Consider the following 17,870-nt stretch of genomic DNA (forward strand, 5'->3'; position numbering starts at 1 on the left):
TTAAATTAAGAAAAAGCGGCAGGGAGAGACAAGAATCGCTAGAATGAAAGAAGACTCTCCCTGATCTTTTTATCCATGCTCATTAGACATAACCGAAGCTCGATCGCTAAACCTATTTTACTGTTTCTTGGCTGCCTTGTGATCGGGCAGTTAGGGGTGTTAGTGGTAGCCAATAGCCTCTGGTTTGCCGAGATGGGTTATTTAAACACTTTCCTGAAACAATTATCTTGGCAACTAGGATTAGGTTGGGGAAGTGCGATTCTTTCTCTACTTTTTATTTTTACTAATTTACGTTTAGCCCAGCGTTTTCGTTGGCAAAAATCCCAGGAAGATAGTTATCCTCTTAGTCCTCAATCCCCTAGTATTAATTTACTCGGTCTTTTGATTATTGCAACGGGAATTGGAGCTTGGATCGGGTCAATGTTATTGTATTACAGTAAACTAGCCCTCAGTCTCTGGACACCAGATTTTAATCTCCCTAACCTTAGTTCTTCCCTAAGTTCTCCTCTGGAAATAGTTTGGATTAGGCAAGTATTAAACGATATTTCTAGCAATCTTTGGCAAGGGGTAATCATCGCTCTTTTAGTCTTGGGATTATTAATTAAAACCGAGTATTTTTTGCGAATAATATCTATATTATTCACTGTAATGCTATCTTTTATTATTGCTGGGCAGTGGGCGAATTTTTTAAAATATTTTTATGGTGTTCCTTTCAATATTAACGATCCTCAATACGGGAATGATATAAGTTTTTACATCTTTCAATTACCCCTGTGGCAGTTACTAGAATTATGGCTCAGTGGTGTGGGAATATATACTCTTTTTGCCGTCAGTTTAACCTATCTTTTTTCGGCTGACAGTCTTTCTCAGGGAAAATTTCTGGGGTTTTCCCGTCCGCAACTGCGTCATTTATACGCCCTGTGGAGTGGGTTAATGGGGCTGCTAGTATTACACCATATTATTCAGCGTTACCTGCTACTTTATTCTCCGCAAGGAGTAGTTTATGGTGCGGGTTATATCGATGTTCATGTTGGTCAATTTATTGAAATTATTCTGGGAGTTATTGCAGGAATAACCTCTATATGGTTAGGAGAAAAAGCATTATTTGGTAAAATAAGCCGTCGCAAATTACACAAAACCGCTAAGAAAAAGTTGGTATTTTCTCCCTACTTAATTCCGGTATTTCTCTATTTAATTGTTTGGATAAGTGGCACAATTATCAGTGGACTATTACAAAGAACTATCGTACAACCGAATGAATTAGTGAGAGAAAGACCCTACATTGAAAGAAGTATTCAATCCACAAGAGCGGCTTTTTCCTTAGATAGAATTGATGCCCAAGTTTTCGATCCACAGGCCGAATTAAATGCCGAAGTTTTAGAGAGAAATCATCTAACTATCGATAATATTCGTCTTTGGGACACCAAACCACTACTAGAAACTAACCGACAATTACAGCAAATTCGCTTATATTATAAATTCCCCGATGCTGATATTGATCGCTATCAAGTGCGAGTAGGCTCCCATCAAAAAATCGAGGAACGTCAAATATCTGAAAAACAACAGACAATTATTGCCGCTAGAGAATTAGATTATAGTGCGGTTCCCACTTCTGCTAACACTTGGGTGAATAAACATCTCGTTTATACCCACGGTTATGGGTTCACTCTTTCCCCGGTTAATTTAGTGGCTGCCGGGGGTTTACCCTACTATTTTGTCAAAGATATCGGCACAAATAAAGACGAAGGAGCCTTACAAACCTCTAGCGAATTAATTGATTATAGTATTCCCATTGGTAAACCCCGCATTTACTACGGGGAATTAACTAATAATTATGTGATGACTCCCACCACCGTAGAAGAATTGGATTTTCCTAGCGGGGATGGAAATGTCTATAATACCTACGATGGTAAGGGAGGAATCCTAGTGGGGACGGGGTGGAGACGTTGGCTATTTGCCCTTTATCTGCGGGATTGGCAAATGTTATTTAGCCAAGATTTTACTCCCGAAACTCGCTTATTAATGCGTCGTGATATCCAAAATCGCGTGCAAACTATCGCGCCTTTTTTAAGTTATGATCGCAACCCCTATTTAGTAGCGGCAGATGTGGGCGATAGTAGTAGTAAATTACATTGGATTATTGATGCTTATACTATCAGCGATCGCTATCCCTATTCTGACCCGGGTAAAGATAAATTTAACTATATTCGCAATTCGGTCAAAGTGGTAGTGGATGCCTATCATGGAACGGTGAATTTCTATGTTGCCGATCAAAATGATCCCATTATTCAGACGTGGAGTAAAATCTTTCCTCATCTGTTTAAATCTTTAGCAGAAATGCCGAAAACTCTCCGCAGTCATATCCGTTATCCCGAAGATTTATTTAGTACCCAAGCAGAAAGATTATTAACCTATCACATGACCGATCCGCAAGTATTTTATAATCGGGAGGATCAATGGGAAATTCCCCTAGAAATTTACGGCACAGAACCCCAGGCTGTATCACCCTATTATTTAATCATGAAACTGCCCGATGCCGACAAAGAAGAATTTATTCTTCTCCATCCCTATACTCCCTCTAGTCGGCAAAATTTAATCGCTTGGTTAGCGGCGCGTTCCGACGATAGAGAATATGGTAATTTATTACTCTATCAATTTCCTAAACAAAGGTTAGTGTACGGACCGAATCAAATTGAGGCTTTAATTAACCAAGATCCAGATATTTCTCAACAGATTTCCCTTTGGAATCGGGACGGTTCTAAAGTTTTGCAAGGACACCTATTAATTATTCCCATTGAACAATCGCTGCTTTATGTAGAACCTTTGTATCTAGTGGCAGACCAAAATAGTGTCCCGACAATCGCTAGAGTAACAGTTGCTTATCAAAATAAAATTGTCATGGAACCAACCTTGAAGGAAGCTTTAGAAAAGTTATTCCGCCAATTCAAAAATGAAACGCATCAACCTCAAGAGTTGACAAAGAAAGGCTCATCAGGTACTGTCTGATCATTAACAAAAACAAATCAGACCCAAAAATGAGCCGCTGACATCTTAACATAGAACAAAGAAACTTGCTCTACCAACTTAGTCAAGAGGGAAATTTATCTCAACGGCAAATGGCTGTCTTGCTCGGATGCCATCAAAGCACGACCAAAGCGAGAATTAAGAAGGAATCAAAGTTCCCTCGGATGCTATCTACCTGACACAGCACAAGCTAAAAGCGAGACGCACCCCAAAAACGCCAAACAACCCTTTAAAATGTCAGCGAGTCAGACAGGCTAGATTGAGGAAAGTGTCATCGCTGCTTAACTGCCAATTTACCCCTTTAATGGTGCGGGTAACTCCGTGTAGAGGACCGGTTGTCAAGATTTCTTGACCGACCAGAGCATTTAAAATCGAGGATTTTCCCCGGCCCACCAGGCCAAAAGCGGCAATTTGAATCAGGGATCGATCGAGTTTTTCTAGTAGTCCCACTAGGCGCTCGATATCAGCTTCTAGACCAATTTTCTCGCTCGAGGTAAGATCCAGACGCTCAACAAGTTTGCTCAGAGAATTGCGTGCCTGATTATAGTTGAGTTCTTCTTGAATAGTGCCGACACCTCGAAGCGCTTGTTCTAGGTCTTCGGTATTCCAAGCTCGATCGAGGAACGGGTCAGAGGTCATTTCAGTTATCAGTTATCAGTGACTGAGTGGGTGGGTGTTAAAAATTCTCAGGCACCCCCTTATCAAGGGGGTAGGGGGGAGCCATCTTCAATTTAATTATAACCAGCTACTTTATTAAGGACAATCAGGATGAGTGTCATCTACGACTTGGAACACATCACCACCTATCATTATCGTAGGCCGGTAACTTTTGGGGAACATCGGGCGATTTTTTTGCCTAGCGCCGGTCACGGTGAAAGAATTATCAGTTATTCTGTGGAGGCGAATATTGCCGCCAAAACCCGCTGGACTATGGATACTCTATCTAACAATGTGGTAGAGCTTGAATTTGCTGAACCAGCGTCAGAATTAATCGTTACCTGTCGATTACGGGCGGAACATTTGGGCTTAAAAGCGATCGCTGATTTTCCCCTCGCTCAACGGGCGATCGAAATTCCTGTCCAATATACCCCCGATGAATGGTTAGATCTAGTGGTGTTTATGCGTCCCCACGCCGAGGATGCCGACGGCAGCCTGGCAGCTTGGGCTAAAAGTTTTGTAGCGGGGGATCAAGATGATACCCTCGATGCCATGGCAAGAATGATGGCCGCTATCAAAGATAATTTTACCTACCAATCCCGGGAGAGTGAAGGAACTCAATCCCCCGGAGAAACCCTGCGGCTAAAGTCGGGAACTTGTCGCGATTATGCTTGGTTGTTGACATCCTCGCCGCCGTAAAACGGACGGCGATTCCCAAACCTCACGATTTGGGTTTCTGCTTCTGTCCCGAAGGATTTTTCGCACCTGCCGCCCCAGTTTTACTCTGTTCTGGTCTTATGGTCGCTCTACAGACTGACACCGCAAGCCCTGCGGCCAAAATATTTTTACTAGCGTTAATATCTCGGTCATGGTGAGTCCCACAGTCTGGACAATCCCATTCTCGAATATTTAACGGCATTTTCTCAGCAATATACCCACAATTACTACACCGCTTAGAACTAGGAAACCATCTATCTATTTCGAGGTAATTTCTCCCATACCAACGGCATTTATAAGCTAATTGTCGGGTAATTTCTCCCCAACTAACGTCAGATATTGCCTGAGATAATTTCGGGTTTTTGACCAGATTCTTGACGGCTAAGTTCTCAACCACAATCGTTTGGTTTTCACGAACTAATTGAGTGGTTAGCTTGTGTAAATGGTCTTTTCTACTATCGTTGATTTGAGCGTGAATCCTTGCCACTTTGATTCTTGCTTTTTCCCGATTTTTTGAGCCTTTCTGTTTTCTAGAAAGATTTTTTGGGTCCTTTCGCAGTCTCTGATAATGCTTTTTAAAATGCTTAGGATTAGATACCTTTTCTCCATTGCTGGTAATCACAAGGCTACTAATTCCTAAGTCAATTCCGATGGCTTTATCGGTTGGGGGTAAGGGTTTAATTGTTGGGTCATCAAATCTTATTGAGATATGCCAACGTCCTGAGGAATGTAATCTGACTGTTACTGTGCTTGGTTCACAGCTTTCTGGTATTTGTCTTGACCATCGAATAGGTAAAGGTTCTGTGCATTTAGCTAAATAGATTTGTTTGTCTTTAAATTTAAAAGCTGACTTAGTAAATTCGGCACTTCCTCCTTGATGTTTTTTCTTAAAGTTAGGATACTTAGTACGACCAGCAAAGAAGTTAGTGAAAGCTGTTTGTAGGTGTCTTAACCCTTGTTGTAAAGGTACACAGCTTACCTCGTTGAGAAAGTCTAATTCTTCTTGCTTTTTCCAATCGGTTAGCATTGAAGAAGTTTGAGCATATCCTACTCTTTCTTGTCTTTCATACCAAGCTTGTGTTCTGAGATGGAGAGCTTTATTGTAAACTAATCTTACACAGCCCAAAGTGCGCCGCAATAGCGACTCTTGTTCGGGTGTGGGGTAAAATCGGTAAGAATAGGCTTTTTCCATGTCTCACATTTTAGCATATATTTGGTAAACGATGCTCATATTTAACGGTAAAGCCGTCGTAGAACGACGGGGTTTCAGACCCAAATTTTCGATGATCGAAGCTTTGCGAAGATTGGGTTTAGCCTGTCGATTTGTCAGTGGCTATCTCTACGATGCTGCCCTCGACGGTGGTGAAGTGGGGATGACTGGCTCTGGTGCTACCCATGCTTGGTTACAGGTTTATCTACCGGGGGCCGGTTGGCGTAATTATGATCCGACTAATCAAATTACCGCCGGCTTTGATTTAATTCGAGTGGCGATCGCTCGTCATCCCGGTCAAATCATACCTCTTTCTGGTTCTTGGTTTGGTGATGCCGATGACTTTTTGTCTATGGATGTTAAAGTAACCATTCGCAAGCTGGGGACGCTGCCAGATTTTGATCCGAGGGAATAGGTTGAATTATCGGGTTTTTCCTTGACCGGCGATCGTTTTCTGACTCCCCCAAAAGGAAAACTCCCTACTTCACCATTAGGATAAGGGACTTGCGGTTTGATAATGTACCTTTTGGGCGAACGCAGTTCGCCCCTACATTGTGGACAAAATCCGTTACTGTCGGGGCGCAAAGCTTGCGCCCTCCGCGCGGAGGGGGTTTGCTGATCACCCTAAGTAGGGGGAGAGCCTTCGAGAACCCCCTTCCAATAAGGGACTTGCGCTTTGATCCTGTGCCATCTGGCTGGTCTGATTCTTCTACAGAGCGATTTTCAAAGCTGGGATATTATTCCCACGCAAGTCCCTAACTGCTAGGGTGTTCGTAATTTAAAGCGAAGATTGCCGTTAGGTTCTAGCATTTTTATCGATTATCGATAAAAATGCTACTTAGGGCTGGCTGAATAATGGTAAAACCCTTTTAAAATAAGGCTTTTGACCTGTTAAAATCCGATGTTCATGCTGCGAAAATAGGATTGGGACTTTCAAAAACCTGGCATTATCCTTCTTGTAGTACATAGCTTGGTACAAAAAACCAGGGCAACAAAGCCTGAAACGACCGGCTCCTGACGACTGGCTACTGACGACCGACTCCTACCCCCACCGAAAAACTTTTTCAGCAACCCCTAACTGCTATAAGAATTCATCTTTCTATCGTATTGAGGACGACAGGGACTGCCCCAGGCGACCTTTTGAGCAGGAATATCGGCAAATACGCTGCTTCTTGCCCCGATAACCACATTAGAGCCAATTTTTACCCCCGGAGCCAAAAAACAATCGGCCGCGATCCATGTACCATTACCGATGAGGATGGGAGTGGTTTTTAAGCCAAAAGAGCGATCGCCAGGATCGTGACTGCCAGTGCAAAGATAGCATTTTTGAGAAATTACACAATGACTGCCGATGGTAACGTTATCTAAACTATAAATCACCACATCATCGCCGATCCAAGTATAATCGCCGATCGCCACTTTCCAAGGATAAGTCACCCTTGCCGTCGGGCGAATTTTCACACCTTGGCCGATTTTAGCCCCGAATAGCCGCAAAACAGCGCAGCGAAAGCTATCCATCTGATGTAAACTGAGGGGAAAAAGAATTCCTTGTACTAACCACCAAAGTAGGATAATCGGATTAGAACGACCGCGATCGAACCAAGATTGATCGTAGGTACGCAGCTCTAGCCACGCTTCCTCATCGGTGCGGATTTCTGGGGACATAGGACCTATTTAATCATTTCTGCGGGTTGAGGTTCCGAGGGTTTAACCGGGGGATTAGCCTGGGCATTAACGTTTAATTTACCGCCAAATTGCCGTAATTCGTACAATTTAACCCCAATTTGGTATTCGTACTGACTCAAAAGACGACCGTAGATATAACCAGCTTTGCCATCCAAGAAACCGAGACGGATAAAATAAAAGAGAATAAAGCGCAGCAGCGGTTTAAAGGGCAGTTTTACCCAAATTTTCTTTAAAAAACGTTTTCTCTGCACTGCGTCACCGAAGAAGTTCGCTCCGATCGTGCCGCTTTCATCATTACCCGTGAGAATATTGTAATAAACTCGCGCTTCCCAGTTGGAATAACGATTATGTCTTTCTAACCAATGATAGATATCGCGGAAATCGATGTGCAGCATATCATTTTTTAGATAGCCCACCTTGCCATCGAGGATAACGTGTTCGTGAACTTCGTTATCTCCCGTGTTGGGGATATCTTCCGTGTTTAAATTCTCGTATCTGCCCGAATTATGTTTAAATAAGCGCAGATTCCAGTCGGGATACTTGCCACCATAACGAATCCATTGTCCGAGGAAGAAGACGCGACGATTGAGATAATAACCGTTATAGTGGGGATCTTGGATCACGGTGGCGATTTCGTCCCATAGTTCGGGGGTGATTCTCTCATCACAATCGACGATTAATACCCATTCATTGCGAAAGGGCAGGTTATCGAGAGACCAGTTTTTCTTTTTCGGCCAACGACCATTAAAATAAAATTGGACTACATTAGCACCATAGTTTGTAGATATTTCGATCGAGCGATCGCTACTTTGGGAATCGACGACAAACACTTCATCAGCCCTAGCAACACTCTCTAAACAAGCGGGAAGGTTAGATTCCTCGTTTTTGGCGGGAATTAGCACCGAAACGGGAATTTTTTCTGATTGACTAAACATTGGTACACTGTGGCTAGGTAGAGTGTTCGCATCTTTCCTTAAAACCCTTAGTTACTCAGAAAGCGAGAACTAAGACCTAAGATTTTTTTCAATCATACTATACCTTATCTGCTTTTTTCCGTCATTCTCCTGCTCTTCTCCCTAAATTTCTAACTGCGAAATAGACGACTATACTGGGTTTCGTGGTTCATACTGGCAAAACTTAGCCCCCAACTCCAACTACTCAGGTTTTCATCGGCTAAACTGATAATATCTGCTGTTGCCGTTAATAAACTGGGCTGTAAACCGATCAGAAGCGCTTGTCCTAGGGTTTGTCCAAGGGGAATTAAACGCAATCCTGCATTGATTAAATTACTTGCCCAACTGTGTAAATAGCCTAAAACCGCTAATTCTTCCCCAATTTGCCAATGACTTGCCCCGATCGCAAAGGCGGTGGCATAATTAGCCTGTTCCGGTAGATTATCTCTGTCCGCTGCTAACTCCCGTAATAAGTTTAACAGCGATCGCCCCATTTGCCAGCTTTGTTGTCTTAATTCGGCTGTTTCCCGCGTTGCCGATAACCAATTGTCCCAATAATTAAGTTTTGTAAAATCTTCTTGACAAAAACAACGATATACCCTTAGCAAAACAGCCGTTTCTAAGCGAATCGAGCCTTGACAAAGCGATCGCTCTAACCAATCATTTAAGGTGGCACTATTGGAGATAATCCCCTTTTCGACGAGGGTTTCTAGCCCTTCGGAATAACTATAGGCCCCGACGGGTAAAATGGGACTAGCCAATTGTAATAAACACAAAAGTTCTTTTTGATTGAGCATAGAAAACCGAGAAAATTGTCCTTAACACAACTGGGGAAATGCTTGGCGCTTCCTTATTTAGATCGAGCGGGTAGAAAGCGGCACTTTGTGAATTATACCGTGATTAATAGCCACAATTATAAACTGCTATACTTATGTCCTCACGAGAACAGCATTTTCAGAAAATAAATCTTGTCGTTCTCCTCTTGGTTTTAGCTTTGATTGCTTGGGTTGATTGGGCAAAATTACCCTCTAGTCTTTTATTTTATCCTCCCGCTACTCCCCCAACTCCGATCGCTGGTTTATTAACCCATGCTTTTCAATTGCTTTGTTGTTTACCCCCGATTGTTTGCCTTTTTAGTTATACTTTGTTGTCCCGCAAGACAAGTTTCAATAGTTCTGACAATTTTTTACTTTTTTCTGGTATAATAACGGGACTTTTTGCCATCAATGAAATCTTCAGAATTCATATCATTCTCCTCTATTTTAATATTCCCAAATTCTTGACTATCTCTGTTTATGGCCTCGCAATTCTGATTTATGGTTTAGCATTTTGGCGGCGAATAAGACAAACTTATTACCAAATTTTAATCATTGCTTTAGCACTTTTAACTTTTGCAATCGCTATCGATTTTCTCCAGATTAAAAATCAAGGTTTTGCTAGTCTAAGTGAAGGAATTCCTAAACTGTTAAGTGCTGTGAATCTAGCCAGCTATTTTTGGGATGTATGTTTTCAAGAAATTTCAGCCCAGATCAAATCCCAATAAATTATCCATTCATCTGTTTAACCAGATGTAAGATTTCGGGAAGAATCAGTTTTTCTAGGGCTAATTTAACGGCATTAGTGGAACCGGGGATAGAAAAGACTAATAAGTTTTGATAAACCCCAGCTATTGCCCTCGATGCCATGGCACGAGAGCCGATTTCCTGATAGCTGAGATAACGAAATAATTCGCCAAAACCGGGCAAAGTGATCCTTAATAAAGGGACTAAAGCATCATAGGTGCTGTCTCTGGGAGCAATACCAGTACCCCCATTGAGAATTAAGACTTTTATCTGATTTTGATTGCTAATCTCTGGTAAGATTGCTTGAATTTGTAAGGGTTCATCAGGGATAATTAAGTATAGACCGATATCATGACCCGATCGAGTTAGTAACTCTTGAATTATTTGTCCACTCCTATCCGTCTCTGGGGTACGAGTATCGCTCACCGTGACTACGGCACAGGTAAGGTGAAGGGGGGCGGTGTCGGGATGGGGAATAAAGGTCATAATTAGGGATAAGCTGAGAGTTCGAGAAAAACCAGCATTAAGAACAAATGTATGTACTGACTTGTGAGTGCAGTCACCCTGGAACAAAAAACTTAACTTTGGCAAGTATTGCCGATTTTTGCCAGTTTTTGGAACCTTTTCGCCAGTAATGATGACAAAGTAAAAGGATATTCTAGAGAAGAGATTATCCCAAATTGACATCCTCACCGCCGTAAACGGACGGTGATTCCCAAACCTCACGATTTAGGTTTCTGCTTCTTTCCCTTGCGGGGTTCCGCACCTGCCTTAACAGATTTACTCTGTTCTGGTCTTATGGTCGCTCTACAGACTGACACCGCAAGTCCTGCGGCCAAAATGTTTTTACTGGCGTTAATATCTCGGTCATGGTGCGTCCCGCAGTCTGGACAGTCCCACTCTCGAACATTTAACGGCATCTTCTCAGCAATATACCCGCAATTACTACACCGCTTAGAACTAGGAAACCATCTATCTACTTCGATGTAATTTCTCCCATACCAACGGCATTTATAGGCTAATTGTCGGGTAATTTCTCCCCAACTAACGTCAGATATTGCCTGAGATAATTTCGGGTTTTTGACCAGATTCTTGACGGCTAAATTCTCAACCACAATCGTTTGGTTTTCACGAACTAATTGAGTGGTTAGCTTGTGTAAATGGTCTTTTCTACTATCGGTGATTTTGGCGTGAATTTTGGCTACTTTGATTCTTGCCTTTTCTCGATTCTTTGACCCTTTCTGTTTTCTAGAAAGGCTTTTCGATGCTCTTCGCAGTCTCTGATAATGCTTTTTAAAATGCTTAGGATTAGATACTTTGTCACCATCGCTGGTAATCACAAGGCTACTAATTCCTAAGTCAATTCCGATGGCTTTATCTGTTACTGGTAATGGCTTAATTGTTGGGTCATCAAATCTAATTGAGATATGCCAACGTCCTGAGGGATGTAATCTGACTGTTACTGTACTTGGTTCACAGCTTTCTGGGATTTGTCTTGACCATCGAATAGGTAAAGGTTCTGTGCATTTGGCTAAATAAATTTGTTTGTCTTTAAATTTAAAAGCTGACTTAGTAAATTCGGCACTTCCTCCCTGATGTTTTTTCTTAAAGTTAGGATACTTAGTACGACCAGCAAAGAAATTAGTGAAAGCTGTTTGTAAATGTCTTAACCCTTGTTGTAAAGGTACACAGCTAACTTCATTGAGAAAGTCTAATTCTTCTTGCTTTTTCCAATCGGTCAACATTGAAGAAGTTTGAGCATATCCTACTCTTTCTTGTCTTTCGTACCATGCTTGTGTTCTGAGATGGAGTGCCTTATTGTAAACCAATCTTACACAGCCCAAAGTGCGCCGCAATAGGGACTCTTGTTCTGGTGTGGGGTAAAATCGAAACGAATAGGCTTTTTCCATGTCTCACATTATAGCATATATTTCGTAAATGTGTTAATATTTAACAGTAAAGCCGTCGTAGAACGACGGGGTTTCAGACCCAAATTTTCGATGACTGGAATTATGAGTCAACTCAGTCCCCTACAAGCCGAACAAATCAAGGAAATCGGGACTTATTTACGTCAAAAACGGGAAGAAAGCTGCCTGAGCATAGACGATATCGCCGCCCTGACGATGATTAGAGTACCAATGCTAGAAGCGTTGGAAACGGGGAATTGGCAGAAATTACCAGAATTAATTTATGTCAAGGGATTTATCAAACGCTACGGTGATGCCCTAAAAATTGATGGTAAAGCTTTAGCCGATCGCTTGTCTCCTAGTGCGGAACAATTAGCCCAAGAGGTAACTATCCCGAAAACACTGCCCACAAAAGTTACCCCTATCCCCAAGGCTGAACCCGCTTCCCCAAAAGTGGAACGGGTGAAACCAGAAAAACCAACCCCAGAAACTGGCCCCCAACCGGCTAAATCAGGCTCTTTCGGGATGTATCTCTGGCTAGGCTTGCTGGCGGGCATATTTTGCGGTATTGGCTATCTTTTCCTCCGTCCCCCTCTCTCTAATCCCCCTGCCGTTACTCCCTCTCCTTCCCCCGTGGTTTCCCCCGCGCCGGTAGTCCCTCCCGCGCCGGTAGCCTCTCCTTCCCCTTCTCCTCAGCCAAAAGTTCCCCTCTCAGCTGAGGTAACTATTGAACAGGCCGCTTGGGTAAGGGTAATTGCCGATGGCAAAAAAGTCCATGAAGGCACTCTCCAACCCGGTACTAAACAAACTTGGAAAGCCCAAAAGAGTTTAAAAATTCGATCCGGCAATGCTGGCGGTGTTAAAATCTCTCTTAACGAAAAACCCGCCCAATTAATGGGTAAAGCTGGCCAAATCGGCGAAATCACCCTAACTGCACCTCCTCTCAGTGATCAGTAAACAGTAATCAGTAATCAGTGAACTAAAAACTCACATCTGAAAACAAGGGCCGAATCTAACACCTAATTGGTTAAGCTAAAAGCTTTGATGTGCTTAGTTTCTAACCTTCTTTTTAGGTAGGAGAATTGTCAGATTCTGTCTTTTGCACGAGTGCCTGTTGCCCCTTGCCTTCAGAAGCTGAAAACTGAAAACTGAAAACTGATAACTGATAACTGATAACTGATTAGGCTGCATTATCCCAGATGGGGGTAAGGGTCTGATAATCGTAGCGGGAAGCGTTGGGATGACAGGTGACACAGGTGGTGTGACCGAGAGGAGTGGGTAAATTGACCCTAGGGTGCAAAACTTTTAAATAGCTGGACTGTTCAATTAAGAGGGGAACAAAAGTAGTCTCGCTAACAGGGCGGGAAGAATAACTGAGATAATCCCAGATAAGACGCTGAGTAATGCCAACAATTGGTTTTAAACGGATACCATAGTGAGAATTAGGATTTTCTAGGATTTTTTTCCAAGTTTGACTCGGTAGGATGCTCGGAGGAATGGCAATATGGCAAGTGGCACAATTTTCTAGATAGGTTTGCTCTCCAATTTGATAACGATTCAGCACTGTATCCGAGGAGGGAGATTGGGCGATCGCTGGTTGTTTAAGTAGCGAAGCCAGTAGAATACCCCCTAGAATACTGAGGAGAAAGAGGATAAGAAAAAAAATCGATTTCACTTGACCGCTGGAAGGCATGACTGGGATGACGGGTAATTGAACACAATTTTGACACTCTCGCCATCACAATGCAAAGCTGTGTGATGGGAGATTCTTGCTTCACAGAAACCTGCTTTTTGAGACGAATCCCAACGAGTCTTACAGTCTCTCCACAAGCTTAAACTCCTGACTGCCCATCAGTATTTGGGAGCTTCTGGTTTATGTGTGGAAACGAGGTCTATACTGATATTTTCTAGTTTCTTCCTCGGCTCGACTGAGCATCGCCGAACGTCAAAATAGCCCTAAAAGTCTTGCTTGATAGGTAGGGTTTGCGGCAAAAAGTACGGGCGAAGCATTCGGATAGAAAATCTACGGTTTCACCGATAGGTTATTGCCCGAATGCTTCGCCCCTACAGGACGCGGGCCGATGAAGACGCAAGGTTTTGAAGCACGATTCTCTCAAAATCTTGCACCTGTTTCGCTCGTAAAGCCACAAAACCCCTACCTTGCCTACATTTCACATTTATTCAACAAACCCTAGGTATTTCACGGTTTCATAAGCAAAAATTATAACACAAAGTCGAGAAGAGCCTCTTAACTTTTTTTGTATCAAAATTACTTGAACGGGAGGATTAAAAGGGGAGAATTAATCCCCCCCATCAATTTAGACAAAGAAACTATTGACCGCAATAGTGCCGAGCGCCGGTAAACTACCCGTTAATCCGGTGAGATTAATCACCAAATCATTAGCACTTTGGAAACCCGCCGTACCGTCGTTGATAATTAGGTAAGTAGAAGAACTATTGTCCCGCACTAAAACAGCACTGTTAATTCCGAGAGCTTGATTTCCGGCTGTTGCCCCATTAGCATCGGTGAAGACGTTAGTAACAATGGTGTTAATATTGGTCGTGGTGCTATTTGTTGCCTGGGTAAAAGCGACCGGGGCATTAATTGCCGCACCAGCTTGACTAAGCAGGTCAATTTTATCATCACCAATAGCAAAATCCGTAACTCGGTCTAGGGCTGCCGCGGTGGACTGACTAAATTGGAAGATGAAGATGTCTGTCCCCACCCCACCGGTTAAAGTATCGAGTCCGGCAGCACCATTGAGGGTATCATTACCTAAGCCACCAATTAGAATATCATTGTCCGCAGTACCAGTGAGAATATCATCGTTTGATGACCCGATAATGGGTTCTGGGACGTTAGCAGAAACCGCTAGACTACTAGCTATATTGGGTAAGGGATTACCAATCTTATTATCACCGTTAAAATCTTGTTGGAAGTTGGTTTCTTGAGTAAAAGCTTCCGATGAGTTTAATCCCCACCATCCGGTGGAAGATTGCCAATTCCAGTTATTATCTAAAGTCCACAGATGCAGATAATTACCATCGTTATACTTCCATAAAACTTGATTGACTCCATTGACGGTTTCAGCAGCCAAAGTTTGCCAACCTGAGTAGATATTTGTGGTAATCTGAGTCCCCCCATTTTTGATAGCGATGGGGTTATTATTACCAATTTGAGCGTAAAGTTTGTTAGTTGCGTCTTTGACTAATTTGGTGTTACCGAAAGCTTCGATTGGGGTGAAGGGATTACCAATCTGATTATCACCATTAAAGTCTTGTTGGAAATTGGTTTCTTGGGTGAATGCTTCAGGAGAGTTTAATCCCCACCATCCAGTGGAAGATTGCCAATTCCAATTATTATCTAAACTCCACAGATGGAGGTAGTTTCCATCGTTATACTTCCATAAAACTTGATTGACTCCATTGACGGTTTCAGCAGCCAAAGTTTGCCAACCTGGGTAGATATTTGTGGTAATCTGAGTCCCCCCATTTTTGATGGCGATGGGGTTATTATTACCAATTTGAGCGTAAAGTTTGTTAGTTGCGTCTTTGACTAATTTGGTGTTACCGAAAGCTTCGATTGGGGTGAAGGGTTGACCAATGACTCCATCACTATTAAAATCTTGTTGGAAGTTGGTTTCTTGAGTAAAAGCTTCCGATGAGTTTAATCCCCACCATCCAGTGGAAGATTGCCAATTCCAGTTACTATCTAAAGTCCACAGGTGGAGGTAGTTTCCATCGTTATACTTCCATAAAACTTGATTGACTCCGTTGACGGTTTCTGCTGCTAGAGTTTGCCAACCTGAGTAGATATTTGTGGTAATCTGAGTCCCCCCATTTTTAATGGCGATGGGATTGTTATTACCAATTTGAGCGTAAAGTTTATTAGTCGCGTCTTTGACTAATTTGGTGTTACCGAAAGCTTCGATTGGGGTAACACTGATATCATCATTGGTGATTGTCCCCGTAACTGCGGTGGTAGTACCTATCGTATAACCTGTCCCGGTCGCGAGGGTTAAAATGACAGTTTCATCGGGTTCAACTGTGGTATCCGCAGTGGGGTCAATTGTTACTTTAGCAGTCGCTGAATTAGCCGCAAAGGTGACACTGGTGGGAATAGAAGCGTAATCGGTTCCATTGGTTGCTGTCCCCCCAACTGTATAGTTAACCGTTAAAGAATTAGTTGTGGAACCAGTACGAGTGAAGGTATAAACCAGATTAGCTGTCCCGTCTTCGGTGACGCTTGCGGGGGAAACTGCTAGGGTGACACTGGTATCGTCATTGGTAATTGTTCCCGTGGCTGCGTTGGTAGTCCCTACTGTATAACCTGTACCCGCAGCAAGGGTTAAAATAACGGTTTCATCGGGTTCAACTATTGTGTCAGGAGTGGGGTCAATTGTTACGGTAGCAGTTGATGAATTAGCAGCAAAGGTGACAGTATTGTTAGTCCCTGTACGAGTGTAATCTGTATTAAGGGTAGCTGTCCCCCCGATGGTGTAATTGACTGTTAAAGCATTTGTTGTGGAACCGCTACGAGTGAAGGTATAGACTAAGTTGGTTGTCCCGTCTTCTGTCACACTTGCGGGAGAAACCGCAAGACCAACACTTGGAGGCTGATTTGTCCCAGTAAATTGACTTACATCTAGAATCCATAAACCGCCTAGGTCTTTCGCTGCTTGAACAGTTAGATAGGCATAATTATTGACGACTTCGACACTCGTAGCTGTGTTAGTAACGGGCATCCCATAGTATGTTGTTATTGGATCATAAGACCCTGCTAAAGTGGGTGAAGATGGGTTGCTAATGTCAATAATTTCCAATCCTGTTAAACCAAAAACAACGTAGGCATACTTACCAACTACTTGGACATCATAAGCTTCAGCGCCGGAGTTGTAATAATATTCGCCTTGCAAGACAGGAGATGCTGGGTTACTGATGTCAATAATTTTCAGTCCTCGGTTTCCAGCAGATATATAAGCGTAATTGCCTAAAACTTGAACATTGGAAACAAACCCTTCCAAGACAAATGAATACTCACCTGATTTTGTAGGTGAGGCCGGATTACTAATATTGATAATTTGCAGCCTTCCGGTAGACGAACCCTTGTTGACAATGTAAGCATAATTACCAACCACATCTACGGAAGAAACTGAACCAATAACACCAATAGATATTCCAGCAGTTCCTTGGAGAACAGGAGAATTTGGGTTGCTGATGTTAACAATCTGTAATCCTGAAGTTCCGTCTGCCACATAGGCATAATTGCCAACTATTTTCACATCTTGAGCATCACCTGGAGAATTGTACGTGCTTTTCAAGTTTGGAGAAGAAGGGTTACTAACATCAATCACTCGTAATCCTGAAGTGCCATCTGCTGCATACACATAGCCATTAGAAAAATCTACATCAGAAATAACATTAGTTGCGTTAGACTGGCTTACCAGTACCGGAGCAGCAGGAGTGCTGATATTAACAATTTTCAAATCTGCTGTCGTTGTTGAAAAATCGGCGAGGTAGGCATAGTTGCCTACAACTCGAACATCCCAGGCATTGCGAAGACCCTGGTAGCTTGCAACCAAAGCAGGAGTGGGATTTGACTGCTCGACCGCCGTTAACTGACCATCAATTATCATCGTTGCCCAATCATTCTCCGCTCGTAATAAAGCCAACTGAGAATCAGACAGAGCGCCCCCCTGTACCAACTCTGCAAAAATTGCCCCCTCATCTCCGGCTCTATCCACCTGATTAATTTGAGCATCCACATAATGGCCAATTTCTTCTAAAATTACATTAATTATCGCTGCTGACGAAGCCGTATTTAAAAAAGATGCTGATAAATAAATCTTATTCGTACTGTTGGAATATGCACCATTCGCCGTCCCCAAAACCTCATCACTGAGTACCTCAATTGAGGGAAGTTGACTGAAATTTCGACTTTGCCACTGTTGTCGTAATTCTGTCGCCTTAACCACATCATAATTTGTGCCAAAAGCGGTTTCTAAATTCGCCCAAAAGCCATCAGATTGAGCGAAATCGAACAAAACATCGTCAACAGCAGGAAAAATCGGCAACGGGGTAGAAGTCATGACGCTGACCTGGAAAGATGACTGCGTCTATTTTATGCAAACAATCGCCAATTTTTCAAGACCCC

11 protein-coding genes and 4 pseudogenes are annotated in these 17,870 nt (G+C 42.7%); 6 read left to right on the forward strand and 9 right to left on the reverse strand.

The genetic code is table 11. The features are described 5' to 3' along the window. The first annotated feature begins 75 nt into the window (after positions 1–75). Entirely contained in the window at positions 76–3,006 is a 2,931-nt protein-coding gene (locus GQR42_RS01310; RefSeq protein WP_158198615.1) for a UPF0182 family protein, read from the forward strand. 50 nt (positions 3,007–3,056) lie between these two features. Further along, positions 3,057–3,258: pseudogene (locus GQR42_RS28175) on the forward strand (helix-turn-helix domain-containing protein); the annotation flags it as partial. Between the two features lie 9 nt (positions 3,259–3,267). Here GQR42_RS28175 and GQR42_RS01320 read toward each other — a convergent pair. After that, positions 3,268–3,663 (reverse strand): annotated as a pseudogene (locus tag GQR42_RS01320) (dynamin family protein); the annotation flags it as partial. A gap of 129 nt (positions 3,664–3,792) precedes the next feature. Between GQR42_RS01320 and GQR42_RS01325 the strand changes: the two are divergent. Next, positions 3,793–4,362 (forward strand): annotated as a pseudogene (locus tag GQR42_RS01325) (transglutaminase family protein); the annotation flags it as partial. Between the two features lie 40 nt (positions 4,363–4,402). Here GQR42_RS01325 and GQR42_RS01330 read toward each other — a convergent pair. Continuing rightward, complete coding sequence (locus tag GQR42_RS01330; protein ID WP_158198617.1) at positions 4,403–5,590, reverse strand: RNA-guided endonuclease InsQ/TnpB family protein; 1,188 nt, start codon at positions 5,588–5,590, stop codon at positions 4,403–4,405. A 91-nt stretch (positions 5,591–5,681) separates the two neighbouring features. Between GQR42_RS01330 and GQR42_RS01335 the strand changes: the two are divergent. Then, positions 5,682–6,023, forward strand: a pseudogene (locus GQR42_RS01335) (transglutaminase-like domain-containing protein); the annotation flags it as partial. A gap of 659 nt (positions 6,024–6,682) precedes the next feature. On the opposite strand, the gene hpsU reads toward GQR42_RS01335, so the two are convergent. The 3 genes from hpsU to GQR42_RS01350 all read right to left on the reverse strand — a co-directional run bounded on the left by hpsU (position 6,683) and on the right by GQR42_RS01350 (position 9,044). Further along, entirely contained in the window at positions 6,683–7,273 is a 591-nt protein-coding gene (hpsU, locus tag GQR42_RS01340) for a hormogonium polysaccharide biosynthesis acetyltransferase HpsU (RefSeq protein WP_158198618.1), read from the reverse strand. A 5-nt stretch (positions 7,274–7,278) separates the two neighbouring features. Then, positions 7,279–8,229 (reverse strand): glycosyltransferase family 2 protein, encoded by a 951-nt coding sequence (locus GQR42_RS01345; protein ID WP_158198619.1) that lies wholly within the window; start codon positions 8,227–8,229, stop codon positions 7,279–7,281. A gap of 149 nt (positions 8,230–8,378) precedes the next feature. Next, positions 8,379–9,044: an urease accessory protein UreF gene (locus GQR42_RS01350; protein WP_158198620.1), complete on the reverse strand. Its 666-nt coding sequence runs from the start codon at positions 9,042–9,044 to the stop codon at positions 8,379–8,381. A 134-nt stretch (positions 9,045–9,178) separates the two neighbouring features. On the opposite strand from GQR42_RS01350, the gene GQR42_RS01355 reads away from it, so the two are divergent. Next, a complete protein-coding gene (locus tag GQR42_RS01355) occupies positions 9,179–9,790 on the forward strand; it encodes a hypothetical protein (protein WP_158198621.1) in 612 nt (203 codons plus the stop codon). A 1-nt stretch (position 9,791) separates the two neighbouring features. On the opposite strand, the gene GQR42_RS01360 is transcribed toward GQR42_RS01355, so the two are convergent. Together GQR42_RS01360 and GQR42_RS01365 are read right to left on the reverse strand one after the other, a co-directional pair. Then, entirely contained in the window at positions 9,792–10,295 is a 504-nt protein-coding gene (locus tag GQR42_RS01360) for a MogA/MoaB family molybdenum cofactor biosynthesis protein (RefSeq protein ID WP_158198622.1), read from the reverse strand. A 236-nt stretch (positions 10,296–10,531) separates the two neighbouring features. Then, entirely contained in the window at positions 10,532–11,719 is a 1,188-nt protein-coding gene (locus tag GQR42_RS01365; protein WP_158198623.1) for an RNA-guided endonuclease InsQ/TnpB family protein, read from the reverse strand. Between the two features lie 90 nt (positions 11,720–11,809). On the opposite strand from GQR42_RS01365, the gene GQR42_RS01370 reads away from it, so the two are divergent. Next, complete coding sequence (locus GQR42_RS01370; protein WP_158198624.1) at positions 11,810–12,673, forward strand: helix-turn-helix domain-containing protein; 864 nt, start codon at positions 11,810–11,812, stop codon at positions 12,671–12,673. 223 nt (positions 12,674–12,896) lie between these two features. Here GQR42_RS01370 and GQR42_RS01375 read toward each other — a convergent pair whose 3' ends face one another. Beyond that, positions 12,897–13,409, reverse strand: a complete 513-nt coding sequence (locus GQR42_RS01375) for a dihem cytochrome c family protein (RefSeq protein WP_158198625.1) — start codon at positions 13,407–13,409, stop codon at positions 12,897–12,899. A 625-nt stretch (positions 13,410–14,034) separates the two neighbouring features. Next, on the reverse strand, positions 14,035–17,805 hold the full coding sequence (locus GQR42_RS28180) for a bluetail domain-containing putative surface protein (protein WP_233271215.1): 3,771 nt from the start codon (positions 17,803–17,805) through the stop codon (positions 14,035–14,037). Positions 17,806–17,870 lie beyond the last annotated feature (65 nt).

This window comes from Microcystis aeruginosa FD4, assembly GCF_009792235.1.
Classification (GTDB): domain Bacteria; phylum Cyanobacteriota; class Cyanobacteriia; order Cyanobacteriales; family Microcystaceae; genus Microcystis; species Microcystis viridis.